The organism is Alteromonas sp. CNT1-28 (genome assembly GCF_022348345.1).
In the GTDB taxonomy this organism is placed as follows: domain Bacteria; phylum Pseudomonadota; class Gammaproteobacteria; order Enterobacterales; family Alteromonadaceae; genus Alteromonas; species Alteromonas macleodii.
Genome location: NZ_JAKREZ010000010.1, coordinates 25,532 through 43,266, shown reverse-complemented (window position 1 = coordinate 43,266; position 17,735 = coordinate 25,532). Strand labels below are relative to the sequence as shown.

General features: G+C 43.8%; 12 protein-coding genes and 2 tRNA genes. 8 read left to right on the top strand and 6 right to left on the bottom strand.

Annotated features, from left to right (window positions below; all coding sequences use genetic code 11):
- Position 1 precedes the first annotated feature (1 nt).
- The 3 genes from cysN (at position 2) to MHN02_RS08765 (ending at position 4,140) form a co-directional block, all read left to right on the top strand.
- Complete coding sequence (gene cysN / locus MHN02_RS08775; RefSeq protein WP_014948795.1) at positions 2–1,417, top strand: sulfate adenylyltransferase subunit CysN; 1,416 nt, start codon at positions 2–4, stop codon at positions 1,415–1,417.
- A 16-nt stretch (positions 1,418–1,433) separates the two neighbouring features.
- On the top strand, positions 1,434–3,158 hold the full coding sequence (locus MHN02_RS08770) for an SLC13 family permease (protein WP_014948794.1): 1,725 nt from the start codon (positions 1,434–1,436) through the stop codon (positions 3,156–3,158).
- A gap of 277 nt (positions 3,159–3,435) precedes the next feature.
- Entirely contained in the window at positions 3,436–4,140 is a 705-nt protein-coding gene (locus MHN02_RS08765) for a YIP1 family protein (protein ID WP_014948793.1), read from the top strand.
- A gap of 406 nt (positions 4,141–4,546) precedes the next feature.
- Here MHN02_RS08765 and MHN02_RS08760 read toward each other — a convergent pair whose 3' ends face one another.
- Positions 4,547–5,416 carry a DUF3025 domain-containing protein gene (locus tag MHN02_RS08760; protein WP_061485169.1) on the bottom strand — a complete coding sequence of 290 codons (870 nt, stop codon included), beginning with the start codon at positions 5,414–5,416 and terminating at the stop codon, positions 4,547–4,549.
- 70 nt (positions 5,417–5,486) lie between these two features.
- On the opposite strand from MHN02_RS08760, the gene MHN02_RS08755 reads away from it, so the two are divergent.
- The gene (locus MHN02_RS08755) at positions 5,487–7,154 is read left to right on the top strand and encodes a M28 family metallopeptidase (protein ID WP_069943950.1); all 1,668 of its coding nucleotides are present in this window, start codon (positions 5,487–5,489) and stop codon (positions 7,152–7,154) included.
- Between the two features lie 391 nt (positions 7,155–7,545).
- Entirely contained in the window at positions 7,546–9,216 is a 1,671-nt protein-coding gene (gene asnB, locus MHN02_RS08750; protein WP_014948790.1) for an asparagine synthase B, read from the top strand.
- Positions 9,217–9,284: 68 nt separating this feature from the next.
- Here asnB and MHN02_RS08745 read toward each other — a convergent pair whose 3' ends face one another.
- Both MHN02_RS08745 and queE read right to left on the bottom strand, forming a co-directional pair.
- Positions 9,285–10,181, bottom strand: coding sequence for a transporter substrate-binding domain-containing protein (locus tag MHN02_RS08745; protein ID WP_239245586.1), 897 nt, complete (start codon positions 10,179–10,181; stop codon positions 9,285–9,287).
- A gap of 76 nt (positions 10,182–10,257) precedes the next feature.
- Positions 10,258–10,932 (bottom strand): 7-carboxy-7-deazaguanine synthase QueE, encoded by a 675-nt coding sequence (gene queE, locus MHN02_RS08740; RefSeq protein WP_014948788.1) that lies wholly within the window; start codon positions 10,930–10,932, stop codon positions 10,258–10,260.
- Positions 10,933–11,027: 95 nt separating this feature from the next.
- Between queE and queC the strand changes: the two genes are divergently transcribed.
- Positions 11,028–11,684, top strand: coding sequence for a 7-cyano-7-deazaguanine synthase QueC (gene queC, locus MHN02_RS08735; protein ID WP_239245583.1), 657 nt, complete (start codon positions 11,028–11,030; stop codon positions 11,682–11,684).
- 96 nt (positions 11,685–11,780) lie between these two features.
- Here the strand turns inward: queC and MHN02_RS08730 are convergent, their stop codons facing one another.
- From MHN02_RS08730 to MHN02_RS08720, 3 genes are all read right to left on the bottom strand, one after another.
- Complete coding sequence (locus tag MHN02_RS08730) at positions 11,781–12,707, bottom strand: LysR family transcriptional regulator (RefSeq protein WP_014948786.1); 927 nt, start codon at positions 12,705–12,707, stop codon at positions 11,781–11,783.
- A 273-nt stretch (positions 12,708–12,980) separates the two neighbouring features.
- A complete protein-coding gene (gene uvrB / locus MHN02_RS08725) occupies positions 12,981–14,996 on the bottom strand; it encodes an excinuclease ABC subunit UvrB (RefSeq protein ID WP_239245580.1) in 2,016 nt (671 codons plus the stop codon).
- Between the two features lie 96 nt (positions 14,997–15,092).
- A complete protein-coding gene (locus tag MHN02_RS08720; protein ID WP_207198421.1) occupies positions 15,093–16,391 on the bottom strand; it encodes an MATE family efflux transporter in 1,299 nt (432 codons plus the stop codon).
- 1,082 nt (positions 16,392–17,473) lie between these two features.
- Here MHN02_RS08720 and MHN02_RS08715 point away from each other — a divergent pair.
- A tRNA-Asn gene (locus MHN02_RS08715) sits at positions 17,474–17,550 on the top strand.
- Between the two features lie 27 nt (positions 17,551–17,577).
- Positions 17,578–17,654: transfer RNA gene (locus MHN02_RS08710), tRNA-Asn, on the top strand.
- Positions 17,655–17,735: the final 81 nt, after the last annotated feature.

The following is a 17,735-nucleotide window of genomic DNA, read 5'->3' as shown; positions in this document are numbered from 1 at the left end:
CATGAACAATGAAAACGAATTATTGAGACAGGACATTCTGTCTTACCTAGAACAACACGAAAAGAAAGACATGCTACGTTTCCTTACCTGCGGTAGCGTAGACGACGGTAAAAGTACCCTAATTGGTCGCTTGCTTCACGATTCTAAAATGATTTATGAAGACCAACTTGCAGCTATCACTAAAGACAGTAAAAAAGTGGGCACTACCGGCGAGAAAGTTGACCTTGCCCTTCTTGTAGACGGTCTTCAGTCTGAGCGTGAGCAAGGGATTACTATCGACGTAGCATACCGCTACTTCTCTACTGACAAGCGTAAGTTTATTATCGCAGATACTCCGGGGCACGAGCAGTACACCCGTAACATGGTAACCGGTGCGTCAACGTGCGACCTTGCTATTATTCTTGTTGATGCTCGCGGCGGCGTTAAGGTACAAACGAAACGTCACTCGTTCCTGGTTTCTCTTCTAGGTATAAAACACGTTATTGTTGCTATCAACAAAATGGACTTGATGGACTATTCAGAAGAAGTGTACAAGCAAATTCAGGAAGACTACCTGAAGTTTGCTGAGCAGCTTGATATTCCTGACATTCAGTTCGTACCTATTTCAGCACTTGAAGGCGACAACGTAGTAGGCAAGAGCGAAAAGACCCCATGGTTTGACGGCACGCCACTTATGGAAATGTTGGAAAACATTGAAATTGGTGAAGACGACAACCTAGAAGATTTTCGCTTCCCTGTACAATACGTTAACCGCCCTAACCTAGATTTCCGGGGCTTTGCGGGTACGGTGGTATCTGGCCAAGTTGCACCAGGTGATGAAGTAACGGCACTTCCTTCTGGTAAGAAATCAAAGGTGAAGCAAGTCGTTACGTTTGAAGGCGACCAAGAGCGCGCTTATGTACCTCAAGCAGTAACGTTAACGCTAGAAGATGAAATTGACATCTCTCGTGGCGATATGATTGTAAAATCAGACAACTTGCCACTGCTTAACACGCAATTTAAAACTCACCTTGTGTGGATGTCTGAAGAGCCGCTAATGCCAAACAAGCAATACTTGTTTAAGTTCGCGACTAAATCAACGCCAGGGGTAGTTGCTCATATCGATAATCAAATTGATGTGAACACGTTGGAAGAAACGGATGCCATGCACTTAAATCTTAACGAGATTGGTGTAGTAGATGTTAAGTTTACTCAACCTGTTGCCTGCGACCCGTATAAGCGCAACCGCCCTACCGGTTCATTCATCGTCATAGATCGCTTGACCAACGGCACTGTTGGTGCAGGTATGATCATTGACGAAATTGCGGGTGACGCACAGCATACATCACCAAACTTCTCTGAGTTCGAGCTTGAATTCAATGCACTAGTACGCAAGCACTTCCCGCATTGGAACTCTGTGGATATCAGTAAACTTTAAGCAGGACTGGAGCAATATGGATGTGACCCAGTTCATCGTACTGGCAGTATTTGCCGGTACGATATGCGCGCTGATCTTTACCAATCAGCGCCCTTCCACTGTGTTTTCTGGTGCAGTGTTAGCTTTACTGGTTACCCAGCAGTTATCTCTTGATGACATCTTGCTAAATTTAACAAACAAGGGTCTTATTACCCTTGTTTTGTTGCTTTTGGTAAGCAGTGCAATTGATAAAACAGCGCTAATAAAACGCCTAGGTAGGAAACTAGTAAGTGCTAACTTTACTCAATCCTATTGGCGCTTGTTTTCACTGACCTTTTTATCGTCTGCGCTTTTGAACAATACTGCTATTGTGGCAAGTCTTATTGGTCCAATTAAGCAAAACCAATATCATCCTGCCTCTCGATTACTGATCCCGCTCTCATACGCAGCTATCTTAGGCGGTACGGTCACCTTAATCGGTACGTCTACCAACCTAATCGTAGACAGCTTTTTGCAAGAGCACGGGCATCCAGGCTTTAACTTTTTTGACTTCACACTTTATGGCACCGTAGCGGGTTTAAGCTGTGGTCTTCTCATGTTTTTGTTACTGCCTTTGCTACCTCATATTGGCAATAAGAGTAATAACTATCACGAGTATATGGTTGAAGCCGAAGTGGAATCTGGTTCAGAGCTCATAGGCAAAACCGTAGAACAAAACCATTTACGTAACTTACCAGAACTCTTTTTGGTAGAAGTGGTGCGCAATGGCAACCTGATATCTCCTGTTGGGCCTGACCTGGTCATTCTGGAAAACGACAAACTGATCTTCTCTGGCAACGTTCAAAAGCTTGATAATCTTAGCCACATAAAGGGGCTAAGCATGTTTGCTGAGACCGATGGGGTATTGCGTGAGAGCTTAACCGAGGTAGTTGTTGCCAATCGCGCTCAAGTTATTGGGCAAACCATTAAAAAACTTGGCTTTAGAGCCCTGTTTGATGCGGCTGTTGTAGCCATTCGCCGCGATGGAGAGCAGCTGTCAGGCAAGTTAGGAGAAATTAAGCTTCAAGCAGGTGACTTCTTACTTTTAGCTACAGGCCCAGACTTTGCGACTCGTCAAAATTTAAATAAAAACTTTTTTATTTTGTCAGAGCAAAAAATCGCCCGCCCACTAACCAACAAGCAAGAGTGGATTACCCTTGGCGGCTTCCTTTCCACGGTGTTATTGGCTGCAACTAATGTCATTTCACTGGCTATTGGTCTGCTGTTTTTAGCCGCTGTGCTAATTGGCGTAAGGGTAACGTCAAACGGCGAAATGAAACGAAATTTACCGTTGAATTTGATTGTTGTGATTGTAGGCGCGCTAAGCCTGGCAACCGCATTAGAAAATTCAGGGGTTATTAATATAACCACCGAGGCACTTATGCCGGTGTTGTCGGGTACTGACTGGTTCATAGCATTGTTAGTCATCTACTTGCTAACACTGGTTTTAACAGAGTTCGTTACCAACAACGCTGCTGCGGCGTTAATGTTCCCGTTTGCCTACGGGTTAGTGCAAATCATTGGCGCACCGCTAATGCCATTTGCGTTAGCGGTAGCATTTGCAGCAAGTGCCAGTTTTATTTCACCGTTCGGCTATCAAACCAACTTGCTTGTTTATAATGCGGCGAATTATAAGTTTTCGCATTTTATAAAAATTGGACTGCCTATTTCGCTGTTGTACAGCACCATAGTTTTGACACTGCTTAATATTACTTATTTGTAAGGTCTTGCAGCGTGTTTTGAGAGGACATAGAAAATCGCCAAAGATAGAGCAGCAATCAGCAGTATTACGTAAAGGGAAGCAAGCGCTTCCCTTTTTTTATTTATAACCTTTCAATACATTCATTTTCTCTTACAAATATCAAGATGTTGTGCTGTACAACACCTGTAGCCAACAGTAATCTATAACTCAATTTATTGCCTGCCTGTTGGCAAGCTAACAATGACTCATGGCTTTAACCGAAGCCAGAGTAATAAGAAAAACGAAATAGGAGCAAGGGATGCACAATGTAACGAACCCCTTTCAAGCGTGTAACGATATTTTCTTCAAGCCTAATGGCGTATTTAAAGCAGTAGGTGAAAACAACAATTGGAGCTGGATGCCATTTATTTTGATCATGGCAATTTCGCTTGTTTCCCAGTACTTGTATGTAAACTTCGTTGACATTGAATGGTTCGCTCAGATGAATATTGCCGCGCAAGGGGATATGAGTCCGGCAGAAGAAGAGCAAATGAAGGCCTTCTTCACCAGGGATGCTTTGCTTTGGTCATCGGTTATAGGTGCCTTTTTTATTCCTATTATCGTAAACGCCATTTACGCCGTGTACGTGAATTTAATGACCCGTTCTGACGACAGTCATGTGTATGGCTTTACTGACTGGTATGGTTTCGCTTGGTGGCTTTCAATGCCTTATGTGCTTACTGGTTTGGTGGGTGTTGCTTTGCTGTTGTTCGCAGGCGACCATCAAGTAGCGCCATCAATTTTATCGCCAGCGTCCCTTGGGTATATTGCGAATATCCCGATGGACTCGCCTTGGTACGCTTTCGGCCAGGCGTTAAGGGTAGAGCTATTCTGGGGCATTTATTTAGCCACCGTAGGCATTACTCAATGGACCGCCTTTTCTCTTAAAAAAGCGGCATTAATTGCAAGTGCACCTTATATTGTTATCTACGGCATCTGGTTGATTGCCCTCGCCTTGTTCTAATTAAGCTTGCGAATGTAACGCGCCCACTATACGAAAAGTGCGCTGTGCTATTAATACAGTAGTTATGAATATAATCTTTGTGATTACAGTGTTTTAGTACAGCGTTTCTATAAACTGGCCGCGCAGCCTTACTTTAAAAAGACGCACCCTTTCATTTCTTTCACTAACCATGAAAAGCATCATTGATGTTCGTAATCGCGGCGTGTTACCGCAGGTATAGTGGTTCTACATCAAGGTGACACAACAAAGAGTACGGACATTTTAAACTCGCCCTTCGGGAAGGTTTGGCAAGCTTCCTAGCTTCATTCTGGGAATTTGAAAGGGAACAGCCATTCCTGCATTCCCACGCTTTGCTAGGAAACTTGCCAGCGCCTTCTGAGTGGGTAATGATCTATGCGGATTGGTATTACACCCACAGCGGCAGCTGTTTCGTTGGCTTAGACCCTTGTCGTAACGGCCTGAAATAATCTTTATTTTGATAAAACTTCGCATCCTGCGGTGAATGCCATAAAGGCACGCCTAACAAAGGAAGGGGCTTTAAGAGCGGTGTGACCTGAAAAGCATCGAGTGCTGAAATTCGGGCTGACATTGCATCGTCGAGTACGGCGCGTTGTTGCCATTTATCGAGCTCACTAAATCCTTGAGGCACTGAAACCGCGAGCCACTTTCCAGTAAGCCCAATAAACGGGTTCAGCATCATTTCTAAATTCGCATGCCCAAATACATAGGGCGTTACTTCAGCATGCCAACGCCCTCGATTTGCTAGAAATACCTGTTCCCATTCATGGGTGGCCAGTTGCTGTAGGAAAACTTCTAGCGATTCAACGCCACTTGGTCTGGGCTCTTCTATCGCCAGCACCACGCCACACTCATCAAAGTGGGTAATCCGATTGCGACGTGCGGTGCGAGGGTTTACGCCGTACGCCTCGATATCGCTTATATGCAGTTCATTTAATAAGGATTTTGTTTTGGGAAACTGCAGCCAGATTAGTGCATTAAACAAATCGTGCCAGCTTTGCTCTCTGGTAGGGACAACCCCATCTTCACTAATAATCGTTTCATAGTAACGCTGTTCATCTTCTGAAAACTGACTCTGTCCTTTAAATACAGGCCCCGTCCATTGCTTGTGATATCTAGATGTAAGTTCATTAAGCACATCAGGAGATGGAAACTTACTATGACTCGTTAAACCGAGTTCATCTAAAAGAATGGTTACAGGATAACTTGCGTGTTTTTTTAAGTAGTCTTTACAGAAAGGGATTGAGTCTGATTGCATATCAACTATTGGTTCGCTCTGGGGTTTTCTCTATACTGAGCAAGTATTGTAGAGCAAACAGAGACTAACAATGAAAAAAATGTTTTTGCCATTGCTTGTACCTACCCTTCTGGGCGTAAGTGCTTGCACACCTAACAACGACAGCGCGTCACAAAATCAGTCTGCGAAAAAAGAGATGCCTGTGGCGTCTAACTTTGACAGTGTTTACAACAATATTTCAGACGCCGATATTCGCGAGCCATTAAAGGTACTGTCTTCAGATGAGTTTGAGGGCCGTTTACCGACGACTGAAGGCGAAAAGAAAACCATTGAATACTTGGTTAGTGAATTTACCAAAGCGGGACTTAAACCGGGTAACGGGGATAGCTTTTTACAAAAAGTAGCCCTTATGGAAATTACTGCTGACCCAGATATGACCATGACTATTGGCGACAATAACTTCGCGTATAAAGAGCAAATGGTTGCCTCTTCTAAGCGAGAACAGAGCTCAGTTTCCCTTGAAGATTCAGAATTAGTCTTCGTTGGCTATGGTGTGAATGCACCAGAGTACGACTGGAACGACTACGAAGGGTTAGATGTTGAAGGCAAAACCGTCGTCATGCTAATTAATGACCCGGGATTTGAAAATCCAGAAAGTGGTAAGTTTCAAGGCACAACGATGACCTACTACGGTCGTTGGAGCTACAAATATGAAGAAGCGAGCCGTCAGGGCGCTGCTGGCGCCATTATTGTTCACGAAACAGCCCCTGCCTCTTACGGCTGGTCAGTTGTTGCTAACAGCTGGAGCGGTCCGCAGTACGGCCTAGTAAGTGCCGACAAAGGAGCAAGTCGTGTGGCTGTTGAAGGTTGGTTAACGTTAGATGCGGCGAAAAAAGTGTTTGCTGATGCAGGGCTCGACTTTGACCAAGAGAAAGCAAACGCCATGCAAGGTCCTTACAACAAAGCAATGGATATCAAAGCATCGGTTACGGTTAACAACACCTTCAAAAAGTCAGAGAGCAACAACGTAATCGCGACTCTGCCGGGCGCAGAGTTTCCTGATGAGCATATTATCTACACGGCACATTGGGATCATTTAGGTAAAGATGAGAGCAAAGAAGGCGACCAAATCTATAATGGCGCTCATGATAATGCCACGGGCACTGCGGCTATTCTAGCCATGGCCAAAGCATACTCAGAGTTGACGCCTGCACCAAAACGCTCGGTATCATTTTTAGTAGTAACTGCTGAAGAGCAAGGGCTGTTAGGCAGTAAATATTATGCAAGCAATCCTGTTATTCCGATTGAAAATACGGTTGCAAATATCAACATGGACGCAATGAACGTATTAGGTAAGACCAAAAACGTTGCCGTTGTAGGCATGGGTAAGTCAGAAATGGAAGACTATCTTGAAGCCGCTGCGGCTAAGCAAGGTCGTACACTGACTCAAGAAGACAGACCAGAAGCTGGGTACTACTACCGCTCAGATCACTTCAGCTTTGCCAAGCAAGGTGTTCCAGCACTGTACGCTGAAGGCGGAAATGAACCAGCAGATGAAGAGACAGCCAAATACAGAAAACGTATGAATGTCATTGTTACGGGCTGTTATCATCAAGTGTGCGATCAGTATCGTGACGATTGGGATTTAAGCGGTATCGTGCAAGACACACAAATGCTGTTTGATGTGGGTGTAGGTGTTGCAAATGCAGAGGCTTGGCCGAAGTGGAATGAAGCAAGCGAGTTCCAGCGCCAAAACTAAAACACTTTGACGTAAAAACGCAAAGAAGGGCGCGTCTTCTTTATCGTTAATAAAGGGTTTCTTCGTGAAACCCTTTTTTATTGACCCGCATTAATTTACTACCCTCTACATTTGAACTCACTTCCCTCTATATTAAGCACTGCTTACCGCATTCATAAGCTTACCTTTGCATGGAATTAGGATAAAAATGTTAATAAACGGCTATTTTGGGATAAATGGAATAAGAATTTCCATTTTCTCATCATAATGTACTTGCAATTTCCTGTCAGACTGGCACATTCAGGGGCACGCGAATAAGAATAACAACAAATCATCGCCCACTCGTACGCGAGTACCGACAGAAAAAACTTCTATTATTTTTTTCAACAAGTGAACAGAGAGAATCCGTTATATGTGTGGTATTTTCGGTATCCTTGATATCAAAACCGATGTGTCTGAACTCAGAACCCAAGCCCTCGATTTATCAAAACTTTTGCGCCACCGTGGCCCTGACTGGTCGGGTATCTGGAATAATGACAATACCATTCTTTGTCACGAAAGATTGGCGATTGTCGACGTTGATACAGGGGCGCAGCCTCTTATCAGCCAAAACGATAAACAAATTCTTGCCGTTAACGGCGAGATTTACAACCACAAGCAACTTGCTGCTAATCTAGATGAGCCGTACCCATTTAAAACCCGTTCTGATTGCGAAGTTATTCTTCCGCTTTTTCAGCAAAAAGGCATCGACTTTATCGATGAACTAGAGGGTATGTTTGCGTTCATTCTATACGATGAAGAACAAGACGCTTACCTTATTGCCCGCGACCATATTGGTATTATTCCGCTTTATACCGGTTACGATGAACACGGTAACTTCTATGTTTCATCTGAAATGAAAGCGTTAGCAGGCGTATGTAAGACAATCAGTGAGTTCCCTCCTGGCCACTACCTGTGGAGCAAAGAAGGTAAAATCACCAAGTACTACAAACGCGACTGGATGGAATACGACAACGTAAAAGACAACACCAGCAACCTAGAAGAGCTACGTGTAGCATTCGAGAAAGCTGTGAAGTCACACATGATGTCTGACGTTCCATACGCTGTACTTCTATCGGGCGGTTTGGACTCTTCATTGGTTTCAGCTGTCGCAGCGCAGTACGTTGCAAAGCGCGTTGAAGACGAAGACAAGACAGATGCATGGTGGCCTCGCCTGCACAGTTTTGCTGTAGGTCTTGAAGGAGCACCTGACCTTAAAGCAGCGAAGAAAGTGGCCGACATGATTGGCACCGTACACCATGAAATTCACTTTACCATTCAAGAAGGTTTAGATGCCATCCGTGATGTTATCTATCACTTGGAAACCTACGATACAACAACGATCCGCGCCGCTACTCCAATGTACTTAATGACACGCAAGATTAAAGCGATGGGCATTAAAATGGTGCTATCGGGTGAAGGTTCTGACGAAATTTTTGGTGGTTACCTGTATTTCCATAAAGCGCCAAACGCCAAAGAATTCCACGAAGAAACGGTACGTAAACTTGATCGTCTACATATGTTTGACTGTGCGCGTGCTAACAAAGCCACATCAGCATGGGGTGTAGAAGCTCGTGTACCATTCTTAGATAAGAACTTCATTGACGTAGCTATGCGTTTAAACCCACAAGACAAAATGTGTCTAGATGGAAAAATGGAGAAGTGGATCCTTCGTAAAGCGTTTGATAACGGAGAAACGCTTCCAGCAGAAGTACTGTGGCGTCAAAAAGAGCAGTTTGGTGATGGTGTAGGTTATTCGTGGATTGATTCAATTCGCGATTTCGTTGAAAACGAAGTGACTGATCAGCAACTTGCAACAGCGGAATTCCGCTTCCCAGTTAACACACCAGACACCAAAGAAGGCTACTACTACCGCACTATTTTCGAGAGCTACTTTCCTCAAGAAAGTGCGGCGCGCTGTGTGCCAGGCGGTAAATCTATTGCGTGTAGTACAGCAGAAGCACTTGAGTGGGATGAGAGCTTTAAAAACAATGCAGATCCTTCTGGCCGTTCGATGAAAGGCGTCCACGCTGGCGAGTCTTAATAGACAATCGTACAAGCTGAGCTAACATTTAAAAAAACGCGGCCTAAGCCGCGTTTTTTATTGTCTATTTATTCTTTTGAAGCTTCTGTTTTTGGTTTATACCATAAAGTAGAATTAGTAAGAGGGGTCTCAATGGGTAATAACGGATTTTCGAGAGTGAAAATTTTACGCTCATTAACCCCTAAAGAGGCTAAGATTGGGGCGTACGTAGATTCAAATAACGCATCAAAAGACCCATCTTCAATGGCTCTGTTAAGGCCTGTTTCAATAAGATTCGCTAACGTCTTGTTACTTGAACTTACAAAGTAATACATAGCGGTGGGGTAATACAGCGCCATTGAAGGCTCCAGGTAAAGATTGTTACGACGACCTTCCACCTCCAGCTCTGCGTCCACTTCCATAACAGAACGAGGAAAAAAGTCCCCTTTACCTTGTTTAATCATGTCATACGCTTCGCGAAACTCAGGCACAGTAAACACGTTAAACCCGTTGGCTTGAAGAATTTTGGTGTCCGGCCATTCTTCACCCTGAATGGGTATAAGTTTACGCATGTCGGTCAGCGATAAGACATCGTCGAACTTCGTCTTTTTATTTTCGTTAATAACGAAAACACGAAGACCTATAAGCCCTTTTGCGATTGGAATACGAATGGGGGTCAGTTCCTTCTCGCGCTGGCTGTCCGTCATACTCCATACTACGTTAACTTCTCTGTTTTCACGCAGCTGACGCATCGCTTTGCCCGTCAGCAATATACGATCAGAAGGGCGTAGCTCATAATTTACGCCGGTTTTATCGAGCGCAAGTTTAAGCAGTGCTATCGGATATTGAGCACGGGCATCTGAGTCGTCAATCGGACGCGGATAAGTGATTGTCCAAGTAGCGGCCTCAACCATTGATGCAGCAGTAAAAGAACATAAAGCGACGGCCGCTATCACGGCTTTTTTTAGCAGATTAAAGCTATGCATCTTCTTTATGTCCTTTGTTAATTTGAATACTTAAGCGCAAGACGTGTTTGCCACAAAGGCGGCGCATTTCAAACACTTATTCAATACCAATGTATTTATGTGTTTGTAAAGATAGCCGCCAGTTACGTTCAATACAAGTACGCACTGCAAGTTCTGTGGCTCTCTTTTGCTGGCTAATTGGTTGTAAACAAACCTGTTTTCCGTCTAATGACGATACATTAGCAAGCAGCGCATCAAGCTCGTCAATATGCTTTTGCATTGCGATGGGGTGCTTGATTTCATTCGCTCTTTCAAGCGCACTTACTAAGACGTCATATCCGCCTTTCATGTTTATTTTAGGAGAAACCGTCACATACGTACGCGTGTCACAAAGTACTTCAAAAGTACCGCTGGTCTCTATTTGTGTTGTGTATCCGTTGTCGTGAAGTAGGCTCGTCAGAGGACGTAGGTCGTACATACATGGCTCACCGCCGGTAATAACCACATGCTTTGCCACATAGCCTTGTTTCCCAAACTCAGCCAGCAAAGCCTCCTCACTGGAGATGAAATAGGTTTCAGACTCTTCGCCTTTTGTGATCACAGCTTGTGGCGACACACTCAAGTCAGGCTTAATTTCCCACGTATGTTTCGTATCACACCATGGACAGCCCACAGGACAGCCTTGTAAACGAACAAAGATAGAGGGAATACCAGTGTGAGCACCTTCACCCTGGATAGTTTCAAACATCTCATTGATGTTTAATGTGGACATTACAGACAATTTGACACCCTTTAACGATTGTATGTTGGGATTTTACCAAGGATCACATAAAATTCGGGCATAATTTCTTAAATCTTCGAAAAACTATGTCAGAAAACGTTGTTGTTATCTATTCAGGAGGCATGGACTCCTTCACAGTGCTTCATAAAGCACTTAAAGCAGGCAAAAAAGTTCATGCACTGAGCTTTAACTACGGACAACGCCACAAGAAAGAACTCGATTATGCTGCCAACGTGTGTAATTCGCTTAACGTTCCACACAAAATTGTAGATATTAGCGCCATAAATACGCTCATAGGGGGTTCAGCGTTAACCTCAGATATCGAAGTGCCAGAAGGCCACTATGAAGAGCCAAGCATGAAACAAACCGTGGTGCCCAATCGCAACATGATTTTGTTATCGCTGGCCGTTGGCTACGCGGTCAGTTTAGACGCTAACGAAGTTTACTATGGCGCTCACTCTGGCGATCACGCCATTTACCCAGACTGCCGCCCTGAGTTTGTTCATAAAATGAATGATGTGTGCGGCATTGCGAATTATACACCGGTTACGATTATGACGCCTTATATCGACGACAGCAAAACCGCTATCTTGACCGATGGTCTGTCAATGGGACTGGATTACGGCCAAACGTGGACCTGTTACAACGGCAGAGAAAAAGCATGCGGAAAATGCGGTGCGTGCGAAGAGCGCTTAGAGGCGTTCAAGGAAAATAACGCCATCGATCCTCTAGAATACGAATAGCGTAATCTGAAATAAAAACACCTCTTATTGTTTATAAGCGCTTTATTCCAAGCGTTTATAAACAATAAGAGGTGTGATCACAGGTGCTTGTTGCTACTACTTTTGACTCTCTGAAATGAAGTAGCTCAATTCTTTAATACAGTGGCGTAATACTGGGTTTAATCGCGTATTTTTTCCATTCATCACAAACAGTTCGTGACTAAATTTAAATAAGCTCCCTTTTGCAATAGGTACAAGCCCAAGTGCGGCGCCCTGCTCTTTCGCCATATAGTCTGGCAGCAAACCAACATATTCGCCGGTCATAATCGCAGACATCGCTGCATCAAATGAGTCAGAGAAAGTTTGAATCGATAATCTGGTTTCATCTTCAATGTAGTTTGCCGACGACAATCCAGAAATACCAATGGCAGGATAATCACCAATTTTTACGCCTTCTGGTAAATCAGTATCACGATACTTTGCCAGAGGGTGTGTAGGCGCACAGTACAATCGCCCTTCAGTTTTGATGCCGACAGGATGAAAAGTTACTGATTCCGGTTTGACCATGTCATAGGTTGAAACAACGAGGTGGCACTCACCAGATAAAGCGACATGCTCAACTTCATTGTATAAACGAGTTTGGATATTAACGTGAATATCGTCAAATTTCTTCATTGTACTTTTAACCGCTTTACTTACGGCTAAGTGCATAGAAAGCGGAAGACCAGCCATCAAGACCAAAGTGATATGACCAGAATAGTCATCATGCAGCGATTTCAGATTGAAGACAAAGTTGTCGAAGGCATTAAAGATGCGTTTGGTTTCTTGGAAAACCACCTCACCCTCTTTTGTCATTTGAAAGCCACCACGACCGCGATGACATAACACCAAATCTAAACGTTCTTCCAGTTTTTTGATGGCTGCACTGATGTTGGGTCGTTGCATACGCAACACGGGTTCTGCCGCAGTAAATCCGTTGCAGCTCGCTACAGCGTAAAACACACGCAGTAGCTTTATATCTGACTCCTGAAGACGATTAAGCATATTAGCACCTGTTTATAGGTATAGTTATCGATACTCAACTTAGAACTATATTCAACTAATTGTGCTATTACAACGACATTTTGCGGCTTTTCATCTCATTTTTTATTAAAAATTTGAGTTTTGTGCTACCCAAAAACTGACGTCAAGTCGTATTGTCCATAGGAAAAAAGGGGGATTTTCTTACATCAAAAGGAAAAGTGCTGTAGTGAGTTATCCGGTTTTATACGGAAAAAACCCACATACAGCCTCAGCTAGCGGGACACATCGCCATTTTTAAGAGAGTGTAACAACTTGCTTTCGAAGTGCTTCAATATCGTCACGCAATGATGCTGCTTTTTCAAACTCAAGCTCACGCGCATATTCAAACATCTGCTTTTCAAGCTCCGTGATTTGGTCCATTAATTCAGTAGCACTTGCTGTTTTCTGTTGCTTCTTCTTCTCTTCAACTTTGCGCAGTCTGACTTTTCCAGACGCAGGGTGCGCGCTGTCGCCTAAGTCCATAATATCGGTAATAGGCTTATTAAGACGCATTGGTGTAATACCGTTGGCCTCGTTATGCGCCATTTGCTTTTCACGACGACGGTCCGTTTCGTCTATCGCTTTTTTCATAGATTTGGTTATGCTGTCACCATATAAAATGGCTTTACCATTCACGTGTCGCGCAGCTCTACCAATGGTTTGAATAAGCGAACGTTCAGCGCGCAAAAAGCCTTCTTTATCCGCATCTAAGATAGCCACCAGCGACACTTCAGGCATGTCTAGACCCTCACGTAGCAGATTAATACCAACCAACACGTCGAATTTACCCAATCGTAAATCACGGATAATTTCAATTCGCTCTACGGTATCGATATCCGAATGTAGATAACGCACCTTAACGCCGTGCTCGTTCAAGTACTCGCTTAAGTCTTCGGCCATACGCTTGGTTAAGGTAGTAATAAGCACACGTTCGTCAAGCTCTACCCGTTTTTGTATTTCAGACAGGACATCATCAACCTGAGTGGCTACAGGACGTACTTCAATAACAGGGTCTAGCAGGCCCGTTGGACGCACAACCTGCTCTACTATCTCACCGTCAGTTTTCTTTAATTCATAATCGCCTGGCGTCGCAGAAACATAGATGGTTTGGGGGCAAATCTGTTCAAACTCTTCAAACTTAAGCGGACGATTGTCCAACGCCGACGGCAGCCTGAAACCAAACTCCACCAAGGTCTCTTTTCTAGAGCGATCCCCGCGATACATTGCCCCTACTTGAGAGACAGTTACGTGAGACTCATCGATAAACATTAGGCCATCTGCTGGAAAATAGTCCAATAAGGTTGGAGGTGGTTCGCCCGGTGCTCTTCCTGAAAGATAGCGAGAGTAATTCTCGATCCCAGAACAATAGCCAAGCTCCATCATCATTTCGATATCGAACTGGGTGCGCTGTGAAATACGCTGCTCTTCAATCAGCTTATTCGCCTCTTGAAGTTGCTTTTTGCGATCGCCAAGTTCTTCCTTGATATGCTCAATAGCATTGAGGATTTTCTCTCGAGGGGTTACATAGTGCGTTTTAGGAAAAACCGTTGCTCGAATAACTGACTTATCGACAGCCCCGGTTAGCGGGTCGAACAGACTAATTTTATCTATTTCATCGTCAAAAAGCTCGACCCTTACGGCTTGCTTTTCAGAGTCCGCAGGGAAAATATCTATAACATCGCCACGCACACGGAACGTACCCCTTTCAAACGCTAAATCGTTACGCTTGTACTGCAGTTCTGCAAGGCGACGTAAAATGTCACGTTGGTCCATGGTGTCGCCCTGGCGAAGGTGCAATAGCATCTTCATGTAGGATTCAGGGTCACCCAAACCATAAATAGCCGACACACTCGCTACAATGACTACGTCTCTGCGCTCCATCAACGCTTTAGTGGCGGACAGTCGCATTTGTTCAATATGATCATTGATTGACGCGTCTTTCTCAATAAAGGTATCTGTACTTGGAACGTAGGCTTCTGGCTGATAATAATCGTAATATGAAACGAAGTACTCTACGGCGTTATTGGGGAAGAATTCTTTCATCTCACCGTAAAGCTGAGCCGCTAATGTTTTGTTGTGTGCAAGAATTAGCGTTGGTCTCTGCACTTCTTTGATGACATTAGCCATGGTAAAGGTTTTACCCGACCCCGTAACACCAAGCAGTGTTTGGCCGGCCAAGCCACTTTCTAGGCCATCCACCAAAGCTTCTATTGCTTTTGGCTGGTCGCCTGCTGGCTTGTATTTAGAATGAAGCTCAAACCCTCTACTCATTTACTTAACCTTTTCTTTAGCTTACTGCTTAACATCTTGCTTGCGGTCAAACTACTCAACATTAAAAACGCACAGCCTTAAATAGCCGCTCTGGTATTAGCTGTGCTCAGACGTTTCTTTATCTAATTCAAACTGAGTAATCGCACGTTTGAAAACAACAAATGAAACACACGCCATTGCAATATTGGCAATGACCGTTCCTGCAAATAACCCTTTCAGTTCAAATAGAAAACTACCCGCAACGCTGATAGGTACGAAGAAAACAAATAAGCGGATGACACTTAACGTTAATGCCGTCATTGGGCGATGCATGGCATTCAACGAAGAGTTAGTCAGAATGATAATGCCTTGCATGCCATAACCCAGCGGTACAATCATAAGAAACAGCTGTATTAGTACGCTTACCTCTGCTTCATTAGCAAAGGCGACGGCTATCCAGCTAGATAGTCCCCACATGACAAGAAAAATGGCGAACTGCCAAACCAGAACAAATTTCAATGTAAGCGAATATGCCGTTTTTACCCGTTCTACTTGGCCTGCCCCAACGTTTTGACTGATAAATGGAGGCAGTGTCATGGAAAGTGCTAGCACAACAATACTTGCAATAGACTCCATTCTATTTCCCACTCCCCACGCTGCTACCGCTTCAGCACCGTAACCAGCAACTACAGCTGTCATCACGCCACCGGCAACGGGGGTAAGCATATTTGCACCCGCCGCAGGTAGTCCTATTTTAAGAATTTCACGGCTGCTATCACGCAACTCGGCAAGTGTCAGCAGTCGAGGCAACATCAACTTTCGACGAACGGCTAAAATATAAAGAATCCATAATGCACCAACTATCCACGCTATAAAGGTAGCGAGTGCCGCACCTTTTATTCCCATTGCCGGAATGGGTCCAAGTCCGAAAATGAAAATAGGATCAAGCAACGCGTTTAATCCGCCGCCTGCCGCCATAACAATACTGGGTGTGCGGGTATCGCCACACGCTCGCAGCACACTATTACCAACCATCGGCATAGCAAGAAAGATGCTCGACAAGTACCATAGCCCCATATAGTCAGATATGTACGGCATTAGATTGTCTGTTGCATTAAGCAACTTAAACACAGGCTCTATGGTGAAAAAGCCAATTGCAGCTAATGCACCCACAAGCAAAACGGACAGCATTAATGAACCCGTCGCATAATGTTGAGACTTGGTTATTTCTTTACTGCCCTGTAACTTGCCTATAATTGCAGAGGTACCAATACCTAAACCTATGTTTAGGCTTATTACGGTAAAAGTAACGGGAAAGGTAAAACTAATAGCGGCTAAAGGGTCGGTGCCCAACAAGCTCACAAAAAAGGTATCGATAAGTCCAAAGCTCATCATCATTACCATTCCCAGTATCATGGGAATGGTCATACGCTTTAACGTAGTACCTATATCTCCTTCCAATAAGTCGGAAGTACGTTGTTTAGCGTTACTTTTTATCACTTGAGCTCCGGCAAACTAAAATCCCCTCATCAATTGCGCGTTAGTGTAAAAGAGTGAACACTATTTAGCTATGCGTATTCGACAAACAAAACAAAGCATAAGAGGGTTGTATGAAAAGCGATGTTTTTGACAAAAGTACGTGCGATGAACCATTTCGCTGGCTACGCCACAAAACTACGAGTTTTTTGTAAAAATAAATCAAAACACGTGCGTATGTGTTCATTACAGTTTAATTTCTATCCTGTTTCACTTTTAATATGCAGGCAAAACGTCTCGGGCGCATCTAGCTATCCAAATAGAGCGTTTAAAAGACACACAAAAATGTTAACAAAATGTAAGGCATTGAGAATTAAGATGGATTTCATTGAATAGCATTTAGGCATTCGTTGAATTAACACACAAGCTACTTTTTGTTCAACCGATCTATTCCGATCGAGAAACAAGATCAAAAAAAACACCCTAAACCCCTGTATTAAAAAGATTATCCACTCAATAACGCCATAACCTCATTAGATCAATACGTACGCGATCTCGTAAATAACTACAGCGATTCTAAGCTATCAACATAGTTATCCACAGATTTAGTGGATAACTAACGCCAGACCATATTCGGCGGGATTTCGTGCTCGATTAATTTCTCAGCACGTAAGTGGTGACTAACCTTTTAATCCTCAGGTACAGGTTACAGATTTATTAAAGCCTGTACATAATACCAGTATGGAAGCGCTTTTTTATTCTATTTAGTTATACCCTTTAACTTTAGTGAGATATATAAGAAAACGAGATGGGTAAAACTATCAATTACTAAAACAACCTCTTGTTCATAAGCAATGAGGGAATAATGTGCAGTTATTAACCATCATTTTCTCAGCATTGACGACAAAATGAACATAAAAGCCGTAAAAAGCTATTTTTTGCGCAGTCAGCACAAATATTTCATTTATGTTGTTGACAGTTCCTAAGTACGTCTTTAATATTCGCCTCCGTTGAAGCACAGGTCCCCCTTAGCTCAGTTGGTTAGAGCGACGGACTGTTAATCCGCAGGTCCCCCGTTCGAGTCGGGGAGGGGGAGCCAACTTCAGCAAACAACTTAGGTGTCGATTCCCCCTTAGCTCAGTTGGTTAGAGCGACGGACTGTTAATCCGCAGGTCCCCCGTTCGAGTCGGGGAGGGGGAGCCACTTAGTTGGCTCTTAATCGCCTCACCCACTTCATTCTATTTTAATTCCTAAAACAACGCGTTTAGACATTAAATAACCCTA

Excerpts from the sequence above, each read along its gene's own strand:
- MHN02_RS08745 (WP_239245586.1), bottom strand. The coding sequence starts at position 10,181 with ATGCATAGCTTTAATCTGCTAAAAAAAGCCGTGATAGCGGCCGTCGCT.
- queC (WP_239245583.1), top strand. The coding sequence starts at position 11,028 with ATGTCAGAAAACGTTGTTGTTATCTATTCAGGAGGCATGGACTCCTTC.
- MHN02_RS08770 (WP_014948794.1), top strand. The coding sequence starts at position 1,434 with ATGGATGTGACCCAGTTCATCGTACTGGCAGTATTTGCCGGTACGATA.
- MHN02_RS08720 (WP_207198421.1), bottom strand. The coding sequence starts at position 16,391 with ATGATACTGGGAATGGTAATGATGATGAGCTTTGGACTTATCGATACC.
- cysN (WP_014948795.1), top strand. The coding sequence starts at position 2 with ATGAACAATGAAAACGAATTATTGAGACAGGACATTCTGTCTTACCTA.
- MHN02_RS08760 (WP_061485169.1), bottom strand. The coding sequence starts at position 5,416 with ATGCAATCAGACTCAATCCCTTTCTGTAAAGACTACTTAAAAAAACAC.
- MHN02_RS08755 (WP_069943950.1), top strand. The coding sequence starts at position 5,487 with ATGAAAAAAATGTTTTTGCCATTGCTTGTACCTACCCTTCTGGGCGTA.
- queE (WP_014948788.1), bottom strand. The coding sequence starts at position 10,932 with ATGTCCACATTAAACATCAATGAGATGTTTGAAACTATCCAGGGTGAA.
- MHN02_RS08765 (WP_014948793.1), top strand. The coding sequence starts at position 3,436 with ATGCACAATGTAACGAACCCCTTTCAAGCGTGTAACGATATTTTCTTC.
- asnB (WP_014948790.1), top strand. The coding sequence starts at position 7,546 with ATGTGTGGTATTTTCGGTATCCTTGATATCAAAACCGATGTGTCTGAA.
- uvrB (WP_239245580.1), bottom strand. The coding sequence starts at position 14,996 with ATGAGTAGAGGGTTTGAGCTTCATTCTAAATACAAGCCAGCAGGCGAC.
- MHN02_RS08730 (WP_014948786.1), bottom strand. The coding sequence starts at position 12,707 with ATGCTTAATCGTCTTCAGGAGTCAGATATAAAGCTACTGCGTGTGTTT.